19 protein-coding genes are annotated in these 21,182 nt (G+C 70.5%); 7 read left to right on the forward strand and 12 right to left on the reverse strand.

Going from position 1 to position 21,182, the window contains the following annotated elements; all coding sequences use genetic code 11:
- The 3 genes from ASD35_RS21525 to ASD35_RS21535 all read left to right on the forward strand — a co-directional run bounded on the left by ASD35_RS21525 (window position 1) and on the right by ASD35_RS21535 (window position 3,025).
- On the forward strand, window positions 1-1,059 hold the full coding sequence (locus ASD35_RS21525) for an ankyrin repeat domain-containing protein (protein WP_162254502.1): 1,059 nt from the start codon (window positions 1-3) through the stop codon (window positions 1,057-1,059).
- Window positions 1,060-1,094: 35 nt separating this feature from the next.
- Entirely contained in the window at window positions 1,095-2,162 is a 1,068-nt protein-coding gene (gene mltB / locus ASD35_RS21530; protein WP_235538415.1) for a lytic murein transglycosylase B, read from the forward strand.
- A 101-nt stretch (window positions 2,163-2,263) separates the two neighbouring features.
- A complete protein-coding gene (locus tag ASD35_RS21535) occupies window positions 2,264-3,025 on the forward strand; it encodes a hypothetical protein (protein WP_056876977.1) in 762 nt (253 codons plus the stop codon).
- A 14-nt stretch (window positions 3,026-3,039) separates the two neighbouring features.
- Here the strand turns inward: ASD35_RS21535 and ASD35_RS21540 are convergent, their stop codons facing one another.
- Both ASD35_RS21540 and ASD35_RS21545 read right to left on the reverse strand, forming a co-directional pair.
- Window positions 3,040-4,107, reverse strand: coding sequence for a cyanophycinase (locus ASD35_RS21540; protein WP_056876978.1), 1,068 nt, complete (start codon window positions 4,105-4,107; stop codon window positions 3,040-3,042).
- Window positions 4,108-4,153: 46 nt separating this feature from the next.
- Window positions 4,154-6,556 (reverse strand): DNA internalization-related competence protein ComEC/Rec2, encoded by a 2,403-nt coding sequence (locus tag ASD35_RS21545; protein ID WP_235538416.1) that lies wholly within the window; start codon window positions 6,554-6,556, stop codon window positions 4,154-4,156.
- Between the two features lie 79 nt (window positions 6,557-6,635).
- Here ASD35_RS21545 and ASD35_RS21550 point away from each other — a divergent pair, with 79 nt between their 5' ends.
- Window positions 6,636-7,103, forward strand: a complete 468-nt coding sequence (locus ASD35_RS21550) for a RidA family protein (protein WP_056876980.1) — start codon at window positions 6,636-6,638, stop codon at window positions 7,101-7,103.
- Window positions 7,103-7,597 (forward strand): disulfide bond formation protein B, encoded by a 495-nt coding sequence (locus ASD35_RS21555; RefSeq protein ID WP_056876981.1) that lies wholly within the window; start codon window positions 7,103-7,105, stop codon window positions 7,595-7,597. Before ASD35_RS21550 ends, ASD35_RS21555 begins: the two co-directional genes overlap by 1 nt.
- 43 nt (window positions 7,598-7,640) lie before the next feature.
- Here ASD35_RS21555 and paoC read toward each other — a convergent pair whose 3' ends face one another.
- From paoC to ASD35_RS21595, 8 genes are all read right to left on the reverse strand, one after another.
- Window positions 7,641-9,839 carry an aldehyde oxidoreductase molybdenum-binding subunit PaoC gene (gene paoC / locus ASD35_RS21560; protein WP_056876982.1) on the reverse strand — a complete coding sequence of 733 codons (2,199 nt, stop codon included), beginning with the start codon at window positions 9,837-9,839 and terminating at the stop codon, window positions 7,641-7,643.
- Window positions 9,836-10,792, reverse strand: a complete 957-nt coding sequence (locus ASD35_RS21565; RefSeq protein ID WP_056876983.1) for a xanthine dehydrogenase family protein subunit M — start codon at window positions 10,790-10,792, stop codon at window positions 9,836-9,838. Before ASD35_RS21565 ends, paoC begins: the two co-directional genes overlap by 4 nt.
- On the reverse strand, window positions 10,789-11,421 hold the full coding sequence (gene paoA, locus ASD35_RS21570; protein ID WP_056876984.1) for an aldehyde dehydrogenase iron-sulfur subunit PaoA: 633 nt from the start codon (window positions 11,419-11,421) through the stop codon (window positions 10,789-10,791). Before paoA ends, ASD35_RS21565 begins: the two co-directional genes overlap by 4 nt.
- Before the next feature lie 101 nt (window positions 11,422-11,522).
- Window positions 11,523-13,286, reverse strand: a complete 1,764-nt coding sequence (locus ASD35_RS21575; protein WP_056876985.1) for a gamma-glutamyltransferase family protein — start codon at window positions 13,284-13,286, stop codon at window positions 11,523-11,525.
- 26 nt (window positions 13,287-13,312) lie between these two features.
- Window positions 13,313-14,620, reverse strand: coding sequence for a DUF1501 domain-containing protein (locus tag ASD35_RS21580; protein WP_235538442.1), 1,308 nt, complete (start codon window positions 14,618-14,620; stop codon window positions 13,313-13,315).
- A gap of 202 nt (window positions 14,621-14,822) precedes the next feature.
- The gene (locus tag ASD35_RS21585; RefSeq protein ID WP_235538417.1) at window positions 14,823-16,523 is read right to left on the reverse strand and encodes a DUF1800 family protein; all 1,701 of its coding nucleotides are present in this window, start codon (window positions 16,521-16,523) and stop codon (window positions 14,823-14,825) included.
- A 109-nt stretch (window positions 16,524-16,632) separates the two neighbouring features.
- On the reverse strand, window positions 16,633-17,271 hold the full coding sequence (locus tag ASD35_RS21590) for a 3-oxoacid CoA-transferase subunit B (protein WP_056876987.1): 639 nt from the start codon (window positions 17,269-17,271) through the stop codon (window positions 16,633-16,635).
- Between the two features lies 1 nt (window position 17,272).
- On the reverse strand, window positions 17,273-17,980 hold the full coding sequence (locus ASD35_RS21595) for a CoA transferase subunit A (RefSeq protein WP_056876988.1): 708 nt from the start codon (window positions 17,978-17,980) through the stop codon (window positions 17,273-17,275).
- An 81-nt stretch (window positions 17,981-18,061) separates the two neighbouring features.
- Between ASD35_RS21595 and ASD35_RS21600 the strand changes: the two genes are divergently transcribed.
- Together ASD35_RS21600 and ASD35_RS21605 are read left to right on the forward strand one after the other, a co-directional pair.
- A complete protein-coding gene (locus tag ASD35_RS21600) occupies window positions 18,062-18,616 on the forward strand; it encodes a LuxR C-terminal-related transcriptional regulator (RefSeq protein WP_056876989.1) in 555 nt (184 codons plus the stop codon).
- Window positions 18,613-19,563: a DUF3667 domain-containing protein gene (locus tag ASD35_RS21605; protein WP_056876990.1), complete on the forward strand. Its 951-nt coding sequence runs from the start codon at window positions 18,613-18,615 to the stop codon at window positions 19,561-19,563. Before ASD35_RS21600 ends, ASD35_RS21605 begins: the two co-directional genes overlap by 4 nt.
- Here the strand turns inward: ASD35_RS21605 and ASD35_RS21610 are convergent, their stop codons facing one another.
- Window positions 19,564-20,406 carry a 2OG-Fe(II) oxygenase gene (locus ASD35_RS21610; protein ID WP_056876991.1) on the reverse strand — a complete coding sequence of 281 codons (843 nt, stop codon included), beginning with the start codon at window positions 20,404-20,406 and terminating at the stop codon, window positions 19,564-19,566. It lies immediately after the preceding gene.
- On the reverse strand, window positions 20,403-21,182 hold the full coding sequence (gene yaaA, locus ASD35_RS21615; protein WP_056876992.1) for a peroxide stress protein YaaA: 780 nt from the start codon (window positions 21,180-21,182) through the stop codon (window positions 20,403-20,405). The genes ASD35_RS21610 and yaaA overlap by 4 nt, the downstream gene beginning before the upstream one ends.

The following is a 21,182-nucleotide window of genomic DNA, read 5'->3' on the forward strand; positions in this document are numbered from 1 at the left end:
ATGCCCTTACGCCCATTGCAATGCGTCGGCGCCCTGCTGCTGGCGCTGCTCGCCGCGCTTCATCAAACCGCGCAGGCGCAAACCGCCAGGACACCGCGGCAGTTGATCGAGGACCTGGACGTCGAAGTTCGCCGCATTCTTGAGAGCGGCAAGCCCGACAAGACGCCCGAAGACGCAGAACGCGCCGCGGCGGACGAGATCGCGGCCCTCGTCCGCAGCGCCGAAGGTCACCTGTCACTGACCGACATCGACCAGCGTGGCCGCACCCCGTTGATGCTGGCTGCGGCGGGCGGCTACCCGCTGGTCGTGCAGGCGCTGCTGGCCGACCCCAGCGTGAAGCTCCGCGTCAACCAACCCGACGCGGCCGGTGCCACGGCCTGGATCGTCGCCAGTTTCGCCCCGACGCTGACGTTGGTGGCTTGCCAGCCCGGCACGCTGACACGCGAGCGCTATGTGCTGTTGCCGCCGTATCTGCGGCGCATGAGCCACCTGTTGAAGACGAATGCGGCAGCCGTCGGCGAAGTGATGGCCCTGCTGCAGCAAGGCGGCGCCGAAGCCGACGAGGCCGCGGCCAAGCGGCTCTGGCTGGCGCAATGCCCCAACGCCACGCCGGCCCTGCGTGAAGCGCTGGCCGGCAACCGCCTGACGCAGACGCTGGTGAACGAAGCCCTGGCGCGCCAGCGAGAGTTCAACGATGCAGCGCGCAAGGACGTGATGCAGCTGCCCGAGAAACCGCCCGAGGGCATGAAGTTCACCCGTGAGGACAAGGGACGCAACGGGGCGCCGCTGCCGGCGCTCGATGTCCAGCAATTGCACTGCGCGCACATGGAAAAGCCCCAGGTCGGCACCCTTCAATGGTCGGGCAATGTGCGCATCCGGGCGGTGGTCAGGACGCGCGGGGGCGTCGTGGAGACCGTTGACTTCGAGACGATGTCATCGCGCCCACCTGCCTCCAAGTTCATGGACTACTTCCGCGCCGTGATCCTGCGCGCGCTGGCCGGCTATCAATGCAAGGGCGAGCACACCTTCGAGCAGGAATTCGAGTTCAACTACAGCTGAACGCCCCGGGCCGACGCGGCCCGTATGCTGTTGCCGTGACACGCATCCGCCTCATCCCGCATTTCTGCGCCGGCCTGGCCCTGTCCCTCGGCCTCGTGGCCCAGGTGCAGGCCAAGCCCAAGCGCGAGCCGCCGCCCAAGCCGCTGGGCACCCGCCCAGCCCTCGTCGCCTTCGCCAACGACCTCGCCGCCGCCGAGGGCTGGGACGCCGCTCAACTGCACCGGCAGCTGGCTGCCGCGAGCAACCTGCCCAAGGTCAGGCAGCTGATCCTGCCGGCCACGACGCAGACCGCCAAGAACTGGAACGCCTACCGCGACCGCTTCATCGAGCCCAAACGCATCGAGGCCGGTGTCGCCTTCTGGGCCGAGCACGAGGCGGCGCTCGCCAAGGCCGAGCGCCAGTACGGCGTGCCGGCCGAGGTCATCATGGGCATCCTTGGCGTCGAGACCTTCTATGGCCGCATCACCGGCGGCTTCAAGGTGCTGGACGCGCTGGCCACGCTGGCCTTCGACTTCCCCGCCGCCCACCCGCGCGCCGCCGACCGCCAGGCCTTCTTCCGCAGCGAGCTGGCCGAGTTCCTCAGGCTCACGCGCGAGCAGGGCCTGGACCCCACGGACGTGCGCGGCAGCTATGCCGGCGCGCTCGGCTGGCCGCAGTTCATGCCCGGCAGCTGGCGCAAGTACGCCGTCGACTTCGACGGCGACGGCCACATCAACCTGCTCGCCAGCCCGGCGGACGCGATCGGTAGCATCGCCCACTACCTGGCCGAGTTCGGCTGGAAGCCCGGCCAGCCCACACACTACGGCGTCACGCTGCCGGTCGACCCGGCCGAGCGTGCGCGGCTGCTGGCGCCGGACATCAAGCCCACTTTCAGCGTCGCCGAACTGTTGGCCGCCGGCGCCGAACCCACGGGCGCCGCGCGCAACCATGTCGGGCCGCTGGCCGTCATCGAGCTGCACAACGGCGGCGAGCCACCCACGGTGGTGCTGGGCACGGAGAACTTCTGGGTGGTGACGCGCTACAACTGGTCGGCCTACTACGCGCTGGCCGTCATCGAGCTGGGCGAGGCCGTGAAGGCCGCACTGCGCCAACCGCCAGGCTAGCGGCCAGTTCCTCAAAACGGCGGATGCGCGGCGCGCCGGATCGGCGTCAAGTTGCGGGGGGTACGCCATCGACGCGAGCCCGCAACCCGCCTGGAGCCGCCATGCCCGCCATCCTCGTCAAACCTCTGGTGATGTCCATCTACAAGGTCAACGGTGCGCCCGTACCCATGCCGGAGCGCATGGCCCGTGCCACGCCGGACCTGAAGAAAGGGCTGTACGGCGTGCGCGAGTCGCTCAAGCCCTTCGGCGGCCGGCTGGTGCTGTCGGACCTGTTCCGCAGCTACGACATGCAGCTGCAGGCCCATCTCGATTTCACCAGCGGCAAGAAGAGCGCCTTCAGCCCGGCCCCGGGGGGCAGCATGCACGAGTCGGGCCGCGCCTTCGATGTCGACCTCTCCGCCATCGCGGTGAGCCTGGACGCCTTCTGGGAACTGGCCAGGCCGTGGGGCATCGTGCCCATCATCGCCACGCCCAACCCCAAGACGTCCGAGTGCTGGCATTTCGAGCGCCGCGGCAGCCATCAACTCGTGCATGACTACTACTCGGCCGGCAAGGCCAGCAACTTCGCCAAGCCGGCCGCGGCGATGGCGGCCAGCGCCATCATCTCGGTGGGCCTGCAGCACGACAAGTTCAAGGGCACCGAGTCGCAGGCCTATGTGCAGTCGGCGCTGATCCGGCTGGGCCACGACATCGGCAACATGGACGGCGAGATCGGCCCCCGCTGCCGCACCGCGCTCCAGGAGCTGGGGCTGTCCGGCGCGACGCTGGCGGGGCAGATCCACGCGCTGGACGCGCTGCTGCAGCAGCGCTTCCCGGAAGAGTTCTTCGACGGCGCGGCCGACGAGATCAGCCCCTTCCACTGACGCCAGGGCCACTCTCAGTAGGGGTTGGGCAGCAGCACGCCCGCCTCCACCGAGATGAAGTACGGCGACACGGTCGGCCAGGTCGCCAGGTTGTACTGGCCGCCGGCCACACGCTTCTCGACCTGCAGGTTGCGGAAGGTCAGCGGCTTCTTCGCCTGCACCGTCGTCGGCGCCACTGTCGGCTTGACGAAGTAGGCGCGGCCGGTGCGGCCGCCCTGGCCGTCGTCATTGCCCATGACGGTGGCGATGTCGCCATCGGCGACCACGGCCGTCTGCTCGTCCACGCCGACGGCGCGCAGCGCCTGCCAGCCGGCCCAGCCATCGGCCGAAAGCCTCGCCAGGAAGGTGACGAGGCGGCCCATGCGGTCACGCGCGACCAGGTGGGCGTCGGTGATGACGCCGGCCATCAACGGCAATGCGTTCAGGAAGCTGCGGTCCAGCGTCACGTTGCGGTCGTAGGGGTTGGCCAGCGCCTCGGCTGAGGAGACCGACTGGTTGGCGCCGGAGTAGTCGAACTGGCCCAGCACGGCGAGGCCGGCGCTGGTGCCGCCGAAAGGCACGCGGCGCGCGACGGCGGCCTTCATCGCCGCCTCCAGCGGCGTGCCGGCCCACTGGGCGATGTAGGTCGATTGGTCGCCACCGGCGATGAACAGCACGTCGGCACGGGCGACGAGGTCCAGCACCTCGGGCGCGCTGGCGCCGGCGCGCGTCTTCAGCACGATGGACTCGACCGAGTCGACGCCGTCCATCGCCATCAGGTAGGCGTTGTAGCCGTCGGCGCCCGAGGTGCGCAGGATGACGACGTCCACCTTGGCGGCCGTGCCGCCGCGGGCCTTGGCGATCATGGCGCGGAAGGCATCGTCCACGTCGAGGCCACCGCCCATCAGCACCAGCTGGTTGCTGGCCGGCTGCGGCGGCAGCGCATCGGCCGCACTGCCGCTGCGATAGAGGTCGTAGTCCTTGCTGCCGGCGGTCGCCTTGGCGCCGCTGCCCGCGCTGCCGCCCCCGGCCAGGGCGGCGAAGCTCACGCACAAAAGGCTCAACGAGACGGTGCGACGGGCCCAGGTTTGCAGGCGCTTCATGCGATTTCCTTCGATTGACGGCCGGCCGAGTGTGGCAGGCGCAGTCTCAGAAGGCCAGCTCGGTGTCGACCGCTGCCGCATCGTCAAGCGGCGGGCCTTCCACGCCGCTGGGAGCGGGGCTGCGGTCCTGCCAGTAGCGGCGCCGGCGGTCACGCTCGCAGGCGGCGCCGGCGGTGTCGCTCTGCCAGCGCCACGCGCCGCAGCCAGCGCTGGTGACGATGGCGATGCCCGCGGCCTGATAGCGCGCCAGCACTGGCGGCGCGGGGTGGCCGAAACGGCTGCGGTAGCCGGCCTGCACGACGCCGATGGCCGGCCGCACGGCGGCGAGCAGCTCGGTGCTCGACGACGTCTTGCTGCCGTGGTGCGGCACCAGCAGCACGTCGGCGCGGAGGTCAGCTTCGCGGCGCACCAGCGCGCGCTCCTGCTCGGCCTCCAGGTCGCCGGCCAGCAGCGCGCGCCGGCCCGAGACCGCCGTGATGCGCAGCACGCAGGACAGGTCGTTGGACTTGAGCCCCGCCTCGAAATGCGCCGCTGTCGGGTGCAGCACGTCGAAGCGCACACCGTCCCACGTCCAGCCCTGGCCGGCCTCGCAGCGCACCTCGGCCGGCCCGGCGCGCAGCAACGCGTGGCCAGGCTCCAGGGAACTGCGCAGTTCGCCCACCGGCAGCGCCTGCAGCAGTGTCGCGGCGCCGCCGACATGGTCGCTGTCGCGGTGGCTCAGCATCAGCATGTCGAGCCGCCTCACGCCCAGCGAGCGCAACAGCGGCAGCAGCACCCGTTCGCCGGCATCAGCGCCGGGCGCATAGACCGGACCGGTGTCGAAGAGCAGGGCATGCTCTCGGGTGCGGATCAACACCGCGTTGCCCTGGCCGATGTCGGGCGCCAGCAGCTCGAACTCGCCCGCCGGCGGTCGCGTCACGGCCGGCCACAGCAGCGGCAGCATCATGGCCAGGCCCGCCAGCCGCAACCGCCAGGGCAGGCGCATGCCGATCAACACGGCGCCCAGCAGCGCCAGGCCCTGCGACCACAGCGGCGCGGCCGGCAGCCACCACACCGCGCCGGGCAACGCCGTCAGCAGCTTCAGCCAGCCCATCAGCAGCCCCACCAGCCAGGCCGCGAGCGCCCACAGCGGTGGCATGGCGCCGCCCAGCAGCGCCAGCGGCGTGATGACGAAGCTGATCAGCGGGATGGCCAGCAGGTTGGCCAGCAGCCCCACCAGCGACAGCTGCGCAAAGCACACCAGGCTCAGCGGCGCCAGGCCGACGGTGGCGATGGCCTGGGTTCGCAAGGCGGCCGTGAGCCGTGGACGCCAGCCCTGCGCGTGCTCGGCGCCGGCCGCCATCAGCAGCGCCACGGCGCCGAAGGACAGCCAGAAGCCGGGCTGCATCAGCGCCCACGGGTCGACCGCCGTGACCACCACCGCGGCGGCCAGCAGCACCAGCGGCCAGGGCCAGCGCAGGCCCAGTGTTTGCAGGCCGGCCACGGCCGCGAGCATCAGCACCGTGCGCTGGGCCGGCACGCCCCAGCCGGAGAAAAGCGCATAGCCCAGCGCGGCCAGCACGCCGACCCAGCGTGCCGCCGTCGGCGCGGGCAGGCGCAGGCAGAGCCGGCCGCTGCGCCGCCACAGCGACGCGACGAGGGCGGCCGCGAGCCATGCGAACAACGTGACATGCAGCCCGGACACGCTCAGAAGATGCGCTATCCCGGTGTCGCGGAACAGCGCCCAGTCGCTGTGCGCGATCGCGTTCTGGTCGCCCAGGCTCAGCGCCGCGATGACTCCAGCCATGCCGGGGTCCGGCACATGCGCGCGGATGGCCGCGCGCAGGCGCTGGCGGGCGGCGTCGATCTCCCACCACGGCGCGGCCTGCAGGCGCTGCGAGGCACGCACCACGCCGCTGGCGCGCAGGCCCTGCTCGAACAGCCACAGCTCCACATCGAAGCCGCCCGGGTTGGCCAGGCCGTGGGCGCGCTTGAGCCTTGCGGTGAAGCGCCAGCGCTCGCCGGCCGTGACGGGAGCGCCGTCGTACACCAGCAGCATCAGCCGCCGCGGCACCTCGGGCGGCAGGGCCGTACCCGTCGGGCCGACGGCCTCGACCGCGAACTCGAAACGCCAGCCCGGCACCCCGCCCTGGCCGGTAACGGCGATGGGCAGCGAATCGACGCGCCCCGTCAGCACCAGGTCGCGGCCTTCCCACGCGGGGTGCAGTTCGGGCGTGAGCCGCCATTCGGCGCGCAGCGCGGCCTGCGTGAAGGCCAGCACCGCGACACAGCCCACCGGTGCCAGCCAGTGGTGGCGCCGCAGCACGAAGAGCAGCCCCGCGGCAAAGGCCAGCACCGCGTACGCCGCGGCGGTGGGCAGTCGGGCACAGCCATGCAGCAGCGCCAGCCCCACCAGCCAGGCCAGCCCCATCGCCACCAGCTCCCGAGCGCCCCAGCGCCGCTGCGTCAATGCCCCTCCCCGCCCCCGGTCGTTGGGGGGCGGGGTGTAGCATGCCGCGGTTTTTTTCTCGCGCCAGCGCGCTTCCCCCATGAGCTCTTCCGCCATCCAAGCCAAGCTTGCCGAACTCGGCATCACGCTGCCCCCCGTGGCCGTGCCGGCTGCGGCCTACCTGCCCTTCATGCGCACCGGCAACCTGGTGTTCCTGTCCGGCCACATCGCCAAGAAGGACGGCAAGCCCTGGGTCGGCCAGCTCGGCAAGGATGTCGACACCGCCACCGGCCAGGCCGCCGCCCGCGCCGTCGCCATCGACCTGCTGGGCACGCTGCAGGCCGCCACCGGCGACCTCGGCAAGGTGGTGCGCATCGTCAAGGTGATGAGCCTCGTGAACAGCACGCCCGACTACACGGAGCAGCACCTCGTCACCAACGGCTGCTCCGAGCTGCTGGCCACGGTGCTGGGCGACGCCGGCAAGCATGCGCGCAGCGCCTTCGGCGTGGCGCAGATCCCGCTGGGTGCGTGTGTCGAGATCGAGCTGATCGCGGAGATCGCTGATTGATGTTCTTCATCAAGCCTTCGAAGCTGCCGGCCCGCGCGCTGGCCGGCATGGCCTTGGCGAGCTTCGCCGCCGTCGGCGTCGCGTTGATCGCCCAGCACCAGTTCGGCGTCAAGCCCTGCCCCTGGTGCGTGCTGCAGCGTGGCCTGTTCCTGTTGATCGGTGCGTTCTCGCTGCTCGGCTGGTTGATGCAGGCGCAACGCTCGCTGCGCCAGGCGGCTTTGGTCGCGGTGCTGATGCTGTGCGCGGCGGGGCTGACGGCGGCGGTCTTCCAGCACGAGGTGGCCTCGCAGAGCGCGAGTTGCGCGATGGGCCTGGCGGACAAGATCGTGACGGCCCTGGGGCTGGAGGAGCTGTGGCCGTCGGTGTTCATGATCACGGCCAACTGTGCGGAGGCGGCGGGGTATCGGCTGCTCGGGTTGCCGTATGAGGTTTGGAGCGGGCTGCTGTTTGCGGGGTTGGGCGCGCTGGGGTTGGTGGTGTTGACGAAGCGCTGAGCGTGGTGCTGCCGGCCGTGCGCGTCACTCAGCAACAGCAACTTCAAGCCACCGGCGGCAACCCCTTCAACAGCTTGTCCAGCGTGATCGGGTACTCGCGAACCCGCACCCCCGTCGCGTTGTAGACCGCATTCGCCACCGCGGCCGCCACGCCGCAGATGCCCAACTCACCCACCCCCTTCGCCTTCAATGGCGACGACACCGGGTCGACCTCGTCCAGGAACACCACATCCTGGTGCGGAATGTCCGCATGCACCGGCACCTCATACCCCGCCAGGTCATGGTTGACGAAGAAGCCGCGGCGCTTGTCGACGTGCAGTTCCTCCATCAACGCCGCACCCACCCCCATCGTCATCGCGCCGATGACCTGGCTGCGCGCCGAAACCGGGTTGAGGATGCGCCCGGCCGCGCAGACGGCCAGCATGCGCCGCACGCGGACCTCGCCGGTGAAGGCGTCCACCGCCGCCTCGACGAAATGCGCGCCGAAGGTGGACTGCTGGTAGCGCTTGTCCAGGTCGCCGTACTCCATGCCGTCCTCGGCGACGAGGCCGGAGAAGGACTCCAGCGGCACGGACTTTCCGCCGCCGCGCACCTCACCGTCGACAAACGTTGCGTCATCGCCCAGGCCGGCCTTCTGGGCCACCATGCCGCGCAGCTTCATGCACGCCGCATAGACCCCGGCGCATGAGCTGTTGCCGCCCCATTGCCCGCCCGAGCCGCAGGAGACGGGGTAGTCCGAATCACCCAGCAGCACGCGCACCCGCTCCAGCGGCACGCCCATGGTCTCGGCGGCCGTCTGCGCAATGACGGTGTAGCTGCCGGTGCCGATGTCGGTCATGTCGGTCTCGACGACGACGCGGCCTTCGCCGTCCAGCCGCACGCGTGCCTTGGACTTCATGACGATGTTGTTGCGAAAGGCCGCCGCCACCCCCAACCCGACCATCCAGCGGCCATCGCGCACCTGGGCCGGTTTGGCGTTGCGCTTGCTCCAGCCAAAGCGCTCGGCACCGAGCTTGAAGCAATCGGCCAGGCGGCGTTGCGAGAAGGGCCGCTGCGGCTTCTCGGGGTCGACCTGGGTGTCGTTGCGCAGCCGGAACTCGATCGGGTCCAGGCCCAGCTTCTCGGCCATCTCGTCCATCGCGATCTCCAGCGCCATCATGCCGGGCGCCTCGCCCGGCGCGCGCATGGCGTTGCCCTCGGGCAGGTCCAGCACGGCCAGGCGCATGGCGGTCAGCCGGTGCTCGCCGGCGTAGAGCAGCCGCGTCTGTGCGACGGCCGTCTCGGGCTTGCCGCCGGGCAGGTCGCCCGACCAGCTCTCGTGCCCGATCGCCGCGATGCGGCCGTCCTTGCCCGCGCCGATGCGGATGCGCTGGATGGTGGCGGGCCGGTGCGTCGTGTTGTTGAACATCAGCGGCCGCGTCAGCGCGATCTTGACGGGCCGGTTCACCGCACGCGCGCCCAGCGCGGCGAGCAGCACGTCCGCGCGCAGGAACAGCTTGCCGCCGAAGCCGCCGCCGATGTAGGGCGACTTCACGCTCACGTTCTCCTTCGGGATGCCCAGCGTGGCGGCCAGGTCGTCGACGGCCCAGCCCACCATCTGGTTGGCAGTCCACACCGTCAGCTTGCGGCCCTCCCAAGTGGCCAGCGTCGCATGCGGCTCCATCATCGCGTGGCCCTGGTCGGGCGTCGTGTAGGTGGCGTCCAGCTGCACCGGTGCCTTGGCGAAGGCGCCTTGGAAATCGCCGACGTGGGTCTGCGACTTGCCGCCCATGCCGTCGTCCTTGGCCAGCGGCGCATGCAGCTTGGCGGCGGCCAGGTCGAAGCGGCCCGGCGCCGTTTCATACCGGATGCCGATCAACGCCGCGGCGGCACGCGCCTGCTCGAAGGTCTCGGCGACGACGAGGGCCAGCGCCTGGTGGTAGTGGTCGACCTGCGGGCCGCCGAGCAACTTGGCCGTGTTCTTGTCCGACTTGCCGAGCTTGCCGGCGTTGCGTGCCGTGACGATGGTGAGCACGCCCGGCGCCTTGCGCGCGGCGGCCAGGTCCATGGACGCGACCCGGCCCTTGGCGATGCCGGCGCCGACGACATAGCCGATGGCTGGTGCCGGCGCCACATCGTGGCGTTCGTAGGCATAGGGCGCGGTGCCCGTCGTCTTCAGCGGCCCGTCGATGCGCGGCGTGGCACGGCCGACCACGCGGCCCTGGTCGATGGGGTTGGTGGTGGCGGGTTGGTCGAATCTCATGATGCTGCCTGCGCGGATTGGAGGATGCCGGCCAGCGTGCGCTCGGCCAGCGGCAGCTTGAAGGCGTTGTCTTCGGTCGGCTTGGCGCCCGCCAGGGCCTGGGCGGTGAAGGCCCGGGCGCCCTTGGCGAGCAAGGCCTCGGCCGCCTCGACGCGCCAGGGCTTGGGCGCCAGGCCGCCGAAGGCGACGCGACCCGTGCCGCCCGGCTGCACGATGGCCGCGACCGACACCAGCGCGAACGCGTACGACGCGCGGTCCCGCACCTTCCGATAGACGTGCACGCCCGCCACCGGCGCGGGCAACAGCACCGCGGTAATCAGCTCGCCGTGCCCCAGCGCATGCTCGACGTGCGGCGTGTCGCCAGGCAGCTTGTGGAAGTCGGCGATGGCGATGCGGCGGGTCTGCCCATCCGGTTTGACGGTCTCGACCTGGGCGTCCAGCACGCGCATGGCGACGGCCATGTCGCTGGGGTGGGTGGCGATGCAGGCGTGGCTTGCGCCGATGACGGCGAGCGAGCGCGACTGGCCGTGCAGGGCGCTGCAGCCGCTGCCTGGCTGGCGCTTGTTGCAAGGCTGGGCGGTGTCGTAGAAATAGGGGCAGCGGGTGCGCTGCAGCAGGTTGCCCGCCGTCGTCGCCCGGTTGCGCAGCTGGCCGGAGGCGCCGGCCAGCAACGCGCGCGACAGCACGGGGTAGTCGCGCTTCACGGTGGCGTCGGCGGCCAGGTCGCTGTTGCGCACCAGTGCGCCGATGCGCAGGCCCCCCTCCTTGCTGTCCTCGATGCGGTCCAGGCCCAGCGCGTTGACGTCGACGAGGTGGGTGGGCGCCTCGATCTGCAGCTTCATCAGGTCCAGCAGGTTGGTGCCGCCGGCGATGAAGCGCGCATCCGGCCGTTGCGCCACGGCGGCCGCGGCCTCGGCCGGCGTGCGGGCGCGCTCGAAACTGAAGGCTTTCATGCGGCACCTCCAGCCACCGAGGTGATGGCCTCGGCGATGTTGGAGTAGGCGCCGCAGCGGCAGAGGTTGCCGCTCATGCGTTCGCGCAGTTCGTCGGCGGACAGCAATGGCCTGATGGCCAGGTCGGGCGTCGCGTGGCTGGGCATGCCGCGCTGCAGTTCGTCCAGCATGCCCACGGCCGAACAGATCTGCCCCGGCGTGCAGTAGCCGCACTGGTAGCCGTCCTTGGCGACGAAGGCGGCCTGCAGTGGGTGCAGGCGGCCGGGCGCGCCCAGGCCCTCGATGGTGGTCACCTTGGCGCCCGGCGCCATCACGGCCAGCATCAGGCAACTGTTGATGCGCCGGCCGTCCAGCAGCACCGTGCAGGCGCCGCACTGGCCGTGGTCGCAACCCTTCTTGGTGCCGGTCAGCTGCAGCTGTTCGCGCAGCAGGTCCAGCAGCGTGGTGCGCGTGTCCACATCGACGGTGTGCGGCTTGCCGTTGACCTCCAGCGTCACTCGGCCCATCGTGGGCGGCAGCGGGGCCAGGGCCTGCGCCGGCTCGGCCGCGTCGGCCGCCGTCATCGCGGCCGTGCCAGCGCTCGCAATGAGCACGTCCCGGCGTGACAGACATCCACTTTCATCGGCCATGGCGCGCCCCCTGAGCTGGTGATCCATCAGCCTAGGCGGGGAGTTCGAGCGCCGTCTGTCGGACAAGGCGCCATCTGTCCGATGAACGGCAGTCGGCCCCCTTATTCGCCGAGCACGACGCCTTCCCGGCGCGGGTCCGCACCGCCCACCCAGCCGGCCTTGGTGCGCAACAGCACCTGCAGGCCGCTGGTCAGGTCGGTCTCGACGACGGCGTGGCCGCGCGCGCGCAGGTCGGCCAACTGGCCGGCCGTCAACGCGCCGCGTTCGACGATCAGCGAGCCGCTGTTGAAGTGCCCGAAGTTCGGCAGGTCCACCGCCTGCTGCACCGGCAGACCCCAGGCCAGCGCGCCGGTGATGACCTTGGCGACGTAATGGATGATCACCGGCCCGCCCGGCGAGCCCGCCACCATGACGAGCTGCCCCGCGCGGTCGAACACCAACGTGGGCGCCATGCTGGAGCGCGGGCGCTTGCCGGCCTCCACGCGGTTGGCCACAGGCTTGCCATCGGCGCCCACCGGGTTCAGCGAGAAGTCGGTCAGCTGGTTGTTCAGCATGAAGCCGCCCGGCAACCCGGTGCCGCCGTCGCTCATGACGCGGTTGCCGAAGGCCGCCTCGATGCTGGTCGTCATCGACACGGCGCGGCCCTGGGCATCGACGACGCTGACCTGGCTGGTGCCGTGCTCGGCTTGCTCGGCCTGCGGCGCCAGCGCCTGGCGGATGCCGGGCTCGCCCGCGGTGGCGGTGGCCATCGCGCGCTCGCCGATCAGCGCGCCACGGTCCTTCAGGTAGGCCGGCGCAAGCAGGTTGAGCCAGTCACCGCCGGGCGCGGCCACGAAGGCCGGGTCGCCGATGAACTGGGCGCGGTCGGCGAACGCCAGCTTGGCCGACTCCGCGTAGGCATGCATCCAGTCGGCGGAGATGCCGCGCGCCGCGACGGCCCTGGGCTGGGTGTCGAGCAGGCCCAGGATCTGCATCAGCGTCAGGTGGCCCGAGGTCGGCGGGCCGAAGCCGCAGACGCGATAACTGCGCCATTCATTGCACAGCGGCGGCCGCACGACGGGCTTGTAGCCGGCCAGGTCGGCGGTGGTGAGCAGGCCGGGCCGCGCATGGCCCTTCACGCGCCGCACGATGTCTTCGGCCACGGCACCCTTGTAGAAGCCGGCGGCGCCCTGTTTGGCGATGCCGCGCAGCACGGCGGCGTAGGCCGGGTTCTTCAGCACGGTGCCGACGGGCTTGGGCGCACCGTCCGCGCCGAAGAGATAGGGGCCGGCCTGCGGGTCGTTGCGCAGCGCGGTCTCGGCCGACGCCAGCTCGAACAGCCGCGGGCTGATCGCAAAGCCTTGCTCGGCCAGCCGGATGGCCGGCTCGAAGAGGCGCGCCCAGGGCAGCTGGCCGTGTGCCTTGTGGCCCTCGGCCAGCATGGCCAGCACGCCGGGCGCGCCGGTGGACAGGCCGCTCATGATCGCGTCGCGCATGGCCAGCGGCTTGCCGTCGGGCTTGAGGAACATCTCCGGCGTGGCGGCGGCGGGCGCCGTCTCGCGGCCGTCGTAGGCCTGCACCTGGCGGCCGTCCCAGTGCAGCAGGAAGGCGCCGCCGGCAATGCCGCTGGACTGCGGCTCGACGAGGCCCAGCACGGCCTGCACGGCGACGGCGGTGTCCAGCGCCGAGCCGCCGGCGCGCAGGATCTCCATGCCGGCCTGCGCGGCCAGTGGGTTGGCCGCCGTGACGGCGAAGCGCTGCGCCGGCTGGGTCAGGCCGACGGTCTTGGCGGTGCGGGTGGTGGCAGCCTCAGGCTGCTCGACGGGTTGGGCGAATGCGCCGGCAGAGGCCAGCAGCGCGGCAATCAGGGGAATCGTCGAATGCATGCGCCATCTTAGGCAGCACCCCTCCCTCAAAAGTATCCCAAGTCCCGCTGCGTGTAGTTGGCAATCTGCGGCAGCACCAGCGGCAGGTCGGTGGCCGACACGCCCATCCAGGTCGCCAGCGTGGCCGCGAGCTGGTCCACCGACGTGGTGGGTAGCAACCGCCCTTGGCCGACGTCGTCCGGCCCGTTGACGCTGACGGATGGCAGCGTGCCGTAGAAGCGCCCGCCCTTGACCGCGCCGCCCATGACGAAGTGGTGGCTGCCCCAGCCGTGGTCGCTGCCGTCGCCGTTGCTCGTCAGCGTGCGGCCGAAGTCGCTGGCGGTGAAGGTGGTCACCTGGTTGGCGACGCCCAGCTCCACCGTCGCGGCATGGAAGCTCGCCAGCGCGTCGTTGACCTGTGCCAGCAGCAGCGGGTGCTGGGTGACGAGCTGGTCGTGCAGGTCGAAGCCGCCGATGGAGACGAAGTAGACCTGCCGCGTCGCGCCCAGGCCCTGGCGCGCGGCGATCAGCTTGGCCACCATGGACAGCTGGCTGGACAGCGCCGCCGTGTCGAACGGCGTGGCGAAGGCCGGCACGCCGGCGAGCGCGGTGCTCAGCGTGGTCTGCGCGTCCACCGAGCGCTTGACGACGCGGTTCAGCTCGGCCTCCATCCAATGCGTGCGGTCGGCCGTGATCAGCGAACGCAGCGCAGTGGCGCAGGCTTGCGAGCCGTACAGCGGCTTGGTGATGCCGTTGACGGCGACCGCGCCGTTGGTCGACACCTGGTACTGCACCGCCTGCTTGCCGGCCATGTAGACGGCGTTGCCCGACACGTTGATGCAGGTGAAGGTGGACGTGCCGTTGCCGCCCATGAAGAGGTCGCCCAGCCGCCCGCCCCAGCCGGAGATGGCGCCCTCGGGCGAGCTGGCCTGCCAGACGGACTGCTGGTCGTTGTGCGAGAACAGCTTGGGTGGCAGCGGCACGCTCCTGGCCTTGTACTGCGCCAGCGTCGTCGGCTGCACCAGCGTGCCGACGTTGAGTTGCACGGCCAGCTGGCCGGCATCCCACAGGCCCTTGAGCTTGCCGAGCTGCGGTGCCAGCGCCATCTGGCGGCCGCCCTCGCCCACAGGCAGCGCCGTGGCGGCCAGCGCGTCGCGCGGCGTGGCCAGGGCCTCGCGGATGCCGGCGTAGGCCGCGTGACTGGCCGCGTCATAGGGCACCAGCGTGTTGCCGTAGTCGTTGCCGCCGTACAGGAAGACGCAGACCAGCGCCTTGTAGTCGCCCGGCGCCGTGGCGGCGGCCGCTTCGCCGATGCCGGCGAGCGACAGCGCCCAGGGCGCGGCCGTGCCGGCCATGCTGAGGGCGGACGCGCGGCGCAGGAACTCGCGGCGCTGCAGTGCGGGGAGTTTGTTCACACGCACAAGAACACTCCTCGGGCCAAACGACATACGCTTGGCCGCATATCCAACGAAAATCCAGCGACTGCCGTGGAACTGGCTCTGCCAGGCCACTGGCAGTGCCCCCTTGAGGGGGCGCGCGAAGCGCGTAGGGGGTGGGTCATTTCTGCACCAGGTATTCGGGGCAGGCCATCAGCATCAGGATGCTGGCCTGCACACGGTTGAGCTTGCCGGCGTCGGTGCCGGCGTTGATGGTGGCGACCGCCGTGGCGATGGTGGCCTGGGTCTCGGCCGAGATGCCGCCGCCGCCCAGCCGCAGCGCCAGGTCGGCGACCAGCGCCGGCGCGTCGGCGGCCTGCGCCAGCTCGGCGGTGTAGCCGGCCTTGACCTCGCCGATGCCGTTGGCAATGGCCGTCTGCAGGAAGTTGAGATAACCCGCGACCGTGCTCTCGTTGCACAGCTGGAACTCGGGCGCCGTGACGGCGTTGCTGCCCAGCGTGGAGCCCGGCGGCACGTAGCCGGGGCGGAAGAAGTTGAACACCGAGCCGCTGCGCAGCGGGCTCTGGCCCAGCCGCGTGGCGGGGTTGGTGGTGTCGCCGATGTTCCAGACGCCGGTGGGCGACGCGGCATTGAAGCTGCGCCCCCATTGCAGCAGCCGCTGCACCGGCTCGCGCAGCTTGCCGGCGGAGGGGGCGGTCGACACCGTCCTGGCCTCGGCATCCAGCAGCACGGCGCGGACGACGGCCTTCAGGTCGCCGCGCACGCCGGCGCCGTTGTTGGCCCACACGGCCGCGACGCGGGCGACGTAGGCCGGGCTGGGGTGCGACGCGACCAGCCGCTGGATCAGCTGCCGGCCGATAAAAGGCCCGACGTTTGGATGATTCGCCAAGGTGTCCATCGCCGTCTTCATCGCGGCGGCGCCGTCGGCGGTGGCGGGGATGTCCACGTCCAGCACCTTCTTCGCGCCGGTGGCGAAGCGGGCCGGGTTGTTGACCATGGCTTTGCGCACATAGGCCGGGTCGGTGCTGCTCACGCCGTCGTAGTCCCAGCCGGTGAAGACGCGGGCCAGCTCGGTGTTCTGGGCCTGGGTGTAGGTCTCCAGCGGCTTGCCGTCGCTGCCGAGCTTGGGCGCGCCGTCGGCATTGAGCTGCACCAGGCCGATGCTGAACAGCTGCATCACCTCGCGGGCGTAGTTCTCGTCGGGCACGCGGCCGGTGCGGGTGTCCTCCTTCTGGTTGCCGCGCATGGCGAGATACACGCCCATGGCGGGCGACAGCGTCACCGCCTGCAGCAGCTCCCGGTAGTTGCCGAAGGCATGCTGCTCCAGCAGGTCCACATAGGCGGCACCCATCAACCCGCGCCACTGCACGGACATGCCGCTCATCGAGACGACGAAGATCTCCGACAGCGCCAGCACGACGCGCTGGCGAAGCGTGTCGGGCGCGGACATGAACTTGCGCCACAGCGTGTTGTCCAGCCCGGCGAAGCTGTTGCGGTTGGCCTCCACCGCATAGCCGCGCTCCACCATCCAGTCGAAATGACCCGCGGTGACTGGCAGGGCGAATTGCGCATCCAGCCAGGCGGCATAACCGCTGGCCTTGACGGTGGCGATGTCAGCGGTGGTGGCGGCGAAGCCGGCCTGGGCGAGGAAGCGCGCAGCCTCCGCATCGGTGGGCGGCGCGGGCGGCGGCGGCGGGGGTGGCGACGCGGCGGGCGTCGAGCCGGGGCCGGGATCGCTGCCCCCTCCTCCGCCGCCGCCACAGGCGCTCAGCAGCGCGGCGGCGGCCAGCGCCGCGGTGGCCGGGGTGAGTGGCGAAAGAGAGTCGGCAGCGGCGGCAGGAGCGTCGAGCAGGTCAGGCATGGGGCATCCGAGAGGTGGCGGGCCGGATGATCTCCAACCTCGCGCCCCTCGGCGCACCCGTCACGGCAGCGGCGTGACAAACGCCCTGCCGCTTACCGAGAGAAACACCTCAGAGCAGGGGAACCCCGGTCTTGCTCTGCGCGAACTCGCGTGTCACGCCCTCCGCCAACTCGACGAGCTTGATGCCTTCGGGCACGACGTCGAACACGCCCAGGTCCGTGATGATGCGGTCCACGACGCCCACGCCCGTCAGCGGCAACGTGCAGGCGGGGATGATCTTGAGGTCCTCGGTGCCGTCCTTCTTCTTGGCGACATGCTCCATCAGCACGATGACGCGCTTGACGCCGGCCACCAGGTCCATCGCGCCGCCCATGCCCTTGACCATCTTGCCGGGGATCATCCAGTTGGCCAGGTCACCGCTGCCGCTGACCTGCATGGCGCCCAGGATGCTGAGGTTGATCTTGCCGGCGCGGATCATCGCGAAGCTGTCGTGGCTGCCGAAGATGCTGCTGCCGGGCAGCGTCGTGACGGTCTGCTTGCCGGCATTGATCAGGTCGGCGTCGACCTGGTCTTCCGTCGGGAAGGGGCCGATGCCGAGCATGCCGTTTTCGCTCTGCAGCCAGACTTCCTTGGTCGCCGGCACATGGTTGGCCACCAGCGTCGGGATGCCGATGCCGAGGTTCACATAGAAGCCGTCTTCCAGCTCCTGGGCCGCGCGGGCGGCCATCTGGTCTTGGGTCCAGGCCATGTCAGCTCTCCTTCTTGGGCGACAAGGTCATCTTCTCGATGCGCTTCTCGGGGTTGGCGTTGACGACGATGCGGTGCACGTAGATGCCTGGCAGGTGCACATCGTCCGGGTCGATCTCGCCCGTTTCCACGAGGTGCTCCACCTCCACCACCGTCAGCTGCCCCGCCATCGCCGCGGCCGGGTTGAAGTTGCGCGCGGTGCGGCGGAACACCAGGTTGCCGCTCTTGTCGGCCTTGTAAGCCTTGACCAGCGCCACGTCCGGCACCAGGGCCTTCTCGAGGATGTAGGTCTGGCCGTCGAACTCGCGCGACTCCTTGCCTTCGGCGATCAGCGTGCCGACGCCGGTGCGCACGAAGAAGGCCGGGATGCCGGCGCCACCGGCGCGCAGCTTCTCGGCCAGCGTGCCCTGCGGCGTGAACTCCAGCTCCAGCTCGCCCGCCAGGTACTGGCGTTCGAACTCCTTGTTCTCGCCCACGTAGCTGGAGATCATCTTCCTGATCTGGCGCGTGACCAGCAGCTGGCCCAGGCCGAAGCCGTCCACGCCGGCGTTGTTGGAGATGACCGTCAGGTCCTTGACGCCGCTGTCGCGCAGCGCGGCGATCAGCGCCTCGGGGATGCCGCACAGGCCGAAGCCGCCGACCGCGAGCATCTGCCCGTCCTTGACGACGCCGCGCAGCGCTGCTTCAGCGCTCGGGTACACCTTGTTCATGCCGTTGTTCTCCTGCGGTTGGCAACGGCCGCAAGGGTACTATCGCGCCCCTTCCGAAGTCGATTACGCGAATTCGCCTAAGTGGAACCCGCCGCCCTCGATTACCGCAGCGCCTTCCAGCTGGCCCCCATAGGCCTCGTGCTGTCGGCCCAGCGCCAGATCGTCGACTGCAACGAGCGCGTGCTGCAGATGTTCGGGGCCACGCGCGAGCAGCTCGTCGGCCAGAGCTTCGCCGTCCTCTACCCCAGCGCCGCGGAGTTCGAGCGCACCGGCGCACGCATCGTCGCCAGCCTGGACGCCCAAGGCCACTACGCCGACGACCGCGTCATGCGCCGGCTGGGCAGCGGGGAGCTGTTCTGGTGCCACGTGACCGGCCGCGCGCTGGACCCAGCCGACCCGCATGCCCGCGGCATCTGGAGCTTCGAGGACTTGTCGGCCCGGCGCCAGATCTCGGCCGACCTGACCCCGCGCGAGCGCGAGATCGCGGCGCTGCTCGTCGAGGGGCAGACCAGCAAGCTGATCGGCCGGCGCCTGGGCGTGAGCCCGCGCACCGTCGACATCTACCGCGGCCGGCTGATGAAGAAATACCAGGCGGGCAGCACGCCCGAGCTGATCCACAAACTCCTGTCCGCATGAGCTCCAAGACGCACCACGCGCCCGAACTGCCCTACTGCCGCAACTGCCACTTCACGCTGGCGACGCCGCGCCCGGTGTACTGCGGCCATTGCGGCCAGGAGACCGACCTGCACCCGCCCTCGGTGCGCGAGATGTTCACCGAGTACCTGGGCCACTACGTCGCCTTCGACGGCCCGCTGTGGCGCACGCTGTGGGCGCTGGTCTGCCTGCCGGGCCACCTGACGAATGCCTATTTCCACGGCCAACGGCGCCGCTACGTGCTGCCGCTGCGGGTCTACCTGAGCGCGAGCTTCATCTTCTTCGTCGGCTGGGCGCTGCTGCCGCAGGGGCCGACACAGGTCGTGGAAGCCGACCCGGCCGCCATCGCCGAGGCCGGCAAGCCGGTGCGGCTGCGGGTGAAGCCGAACGCGACGCCCGCCGAAACCGCCGCCGCGGCCGAGGCCATGGCCAAGGGCGCCAGCGGCGCCGGGGGCGTGTCGGTCAGCACCAAGTTCGGCGAGTGCGACCTGGCCCGCCCAGAGACCTGCAGCGCCTTCGAACGCTGGCTGACCCAGTTCGTCAACAAGGCCGAGAGCATCACCTTCGAGCAGTGGAAGGCGCGCGGCAAGGCCGTCGCCCCTTACGGGATGCTGGCCATGCAGCCCATCTTCGCGGCCCTGCTGTTGCTGACGTTCGCCGGCAGCGGCCGCCGCTATGCCGAGCACTTCGTGTTCTCGCTGCACAGCCACAGCGTCTGGTTCCTGGCGCTGCTGCTGGCGATGGCGGCCGGCCTGGAGGGGCTGATGATGTTTGCCGTGTTCGGCCATGGCCTGGCCGCCATGCAGCGCGTCTACGGCCTGGGCTGGTGGGGCGCGATCTGGCGCGGCCTGCTGCTCAGCGCGCTGTACTTCCTGCTGCTGGCCGGCGTGGCGCTGACGATGGTGGCCCTTATCGCGGCCACCGCCTGATCAGTTGAACACGGCCTGGCGCAGCCACTTGGTCGCCACCCACTTCTCGCCCTCGATGACGGGCGAGCCGCCATGCAGCGTCTGCGTGGCCGGGTGCGGCCGGTCGTAGCTGAAGAACACGGCGTTGCCCTTGACGGGCGCGACGTCCAGGCCGATGTCCGGGAAGATGGTCGAGCCGCCGGCGAGCGGCGTGTTCAGGTAGATGACCAGCGTGCCGACGCGCTGGCCGCCGCGCTTGAGGATGTTGGGCGTGCTGACGTGCGCGGGGTCGAAGTAGTCGTAGTGCGGTTGGTACTCGGCGCCCGGGCGGTAGCGCAGCACCTGCAGGCCCTCGCCGTGGTCCAGCGGCCAGCGCAGCAGCTTGGCGATGCGCGCCTCGATGGTGTGGATCAGCTCGGTCTCGCCACGCTCGAAGAACATGCCGTCGCTGGTGCGCGCGGCATTCACCTCGCTGCCGTCACCACCGGTCGCCACCGTCTCGGAGCGCGCCAGGCGCTTGCCGGCGATGCTCATGATGCCGTCGCACTCCGCCTCGGAGAGCAGGTCGCCGAAGACCACGACACGCGGCTGGCGCAGCGCCATCACCACCTTGACCTGGCGGTCGCCGGCATCGATGGTCGGTGTGAAGCGGCTGAGGTCTGGCTCGGGCAGGCCCGGCGTGGCACCGGGTGGCGCGGTGAGTGCGGGCGCCTGACCCAGCGTGCGCGCCAGGGCCTGGCGGGCGATGGTCTCGTCCCAGCCGCTGCCCAGCATGGCAGCCAGGATGCTCTCGGACGCATGGCCGGCGCGGGACTGCTCGGAGATCCACGCACACAGTTCGGGGGTGATGACTTGTTGGCTCATGACTTGCGGCGGAAAACGAGTCGTTCAGGTGATGACGCCTCGGGCGCGAGGCGGTAGCCGTCGAGATCGAAACCCTTGAGGCCTTCGGGCGTCTCGAGGCGATTCTGGATCGCGTAGCGCGCCATCAGCCCGCGGGCGCGCTTGGCGAAGAAGCTGATGATCTTGTAGTCACCGTTCTTCCAATCCTCGAACTGGCAATCGACGACGCGAGGCTTGAGCGCCTTGCGGTCGGCCGCGCGGAAATACTCCTGCGACGCGAGGTTGACGATGACCGGCGCCTTCTGGCCTGAAGCCAGCTTGTTCAGGTGCAGGGCCAGGCGGTCGCCCCACCAGTCGTAGAGATTGGCGCCGGCCGGCGTGGCCAGCCGCGTGCCCATCTCCAGCCTGTAGGGCTGCATGCGGTCGAGAGGCCGCAGGATGCCGTACAGGCCCGACAGCATGCGCACATGCTGTTGCGCCCAGGCCAGGTCGTCGGCACTGAGCGTCTTCGCGTCCAGGCCGTCGTAGACGTCGCCGTTGAACGCCAGCACCGCCGGCTTGCTGTTGTGATCGGTGAAGCGCGGGCGCCAAGCCTGGTACCGCTCGACGTTGAGCTGGGCCAGGGGTTCGGACAGGTCCATCAGCGCGCGCACGTCGGCCACGGTCTTGGTGCGCAGGATGTCGATGAGGGCAGCGGTGTCGGCCAGGAACTGCGGCCGGGTCAGGGACGGCGCCAGTTCGGGCGGCGTGGGCGTGTCGTAGTCGAGCGACTTGGCAGGCGAGAGCAGGAACAGCAT

This window comes from Pelomonas sp. Root1444 (assembly GCF_001426885.1).
Lineage (GTDB): Bacteria > Pseudomonadota > Gammaproteobacteria > Burkholderiales > Burkholderiaceae_C > Pelomonas.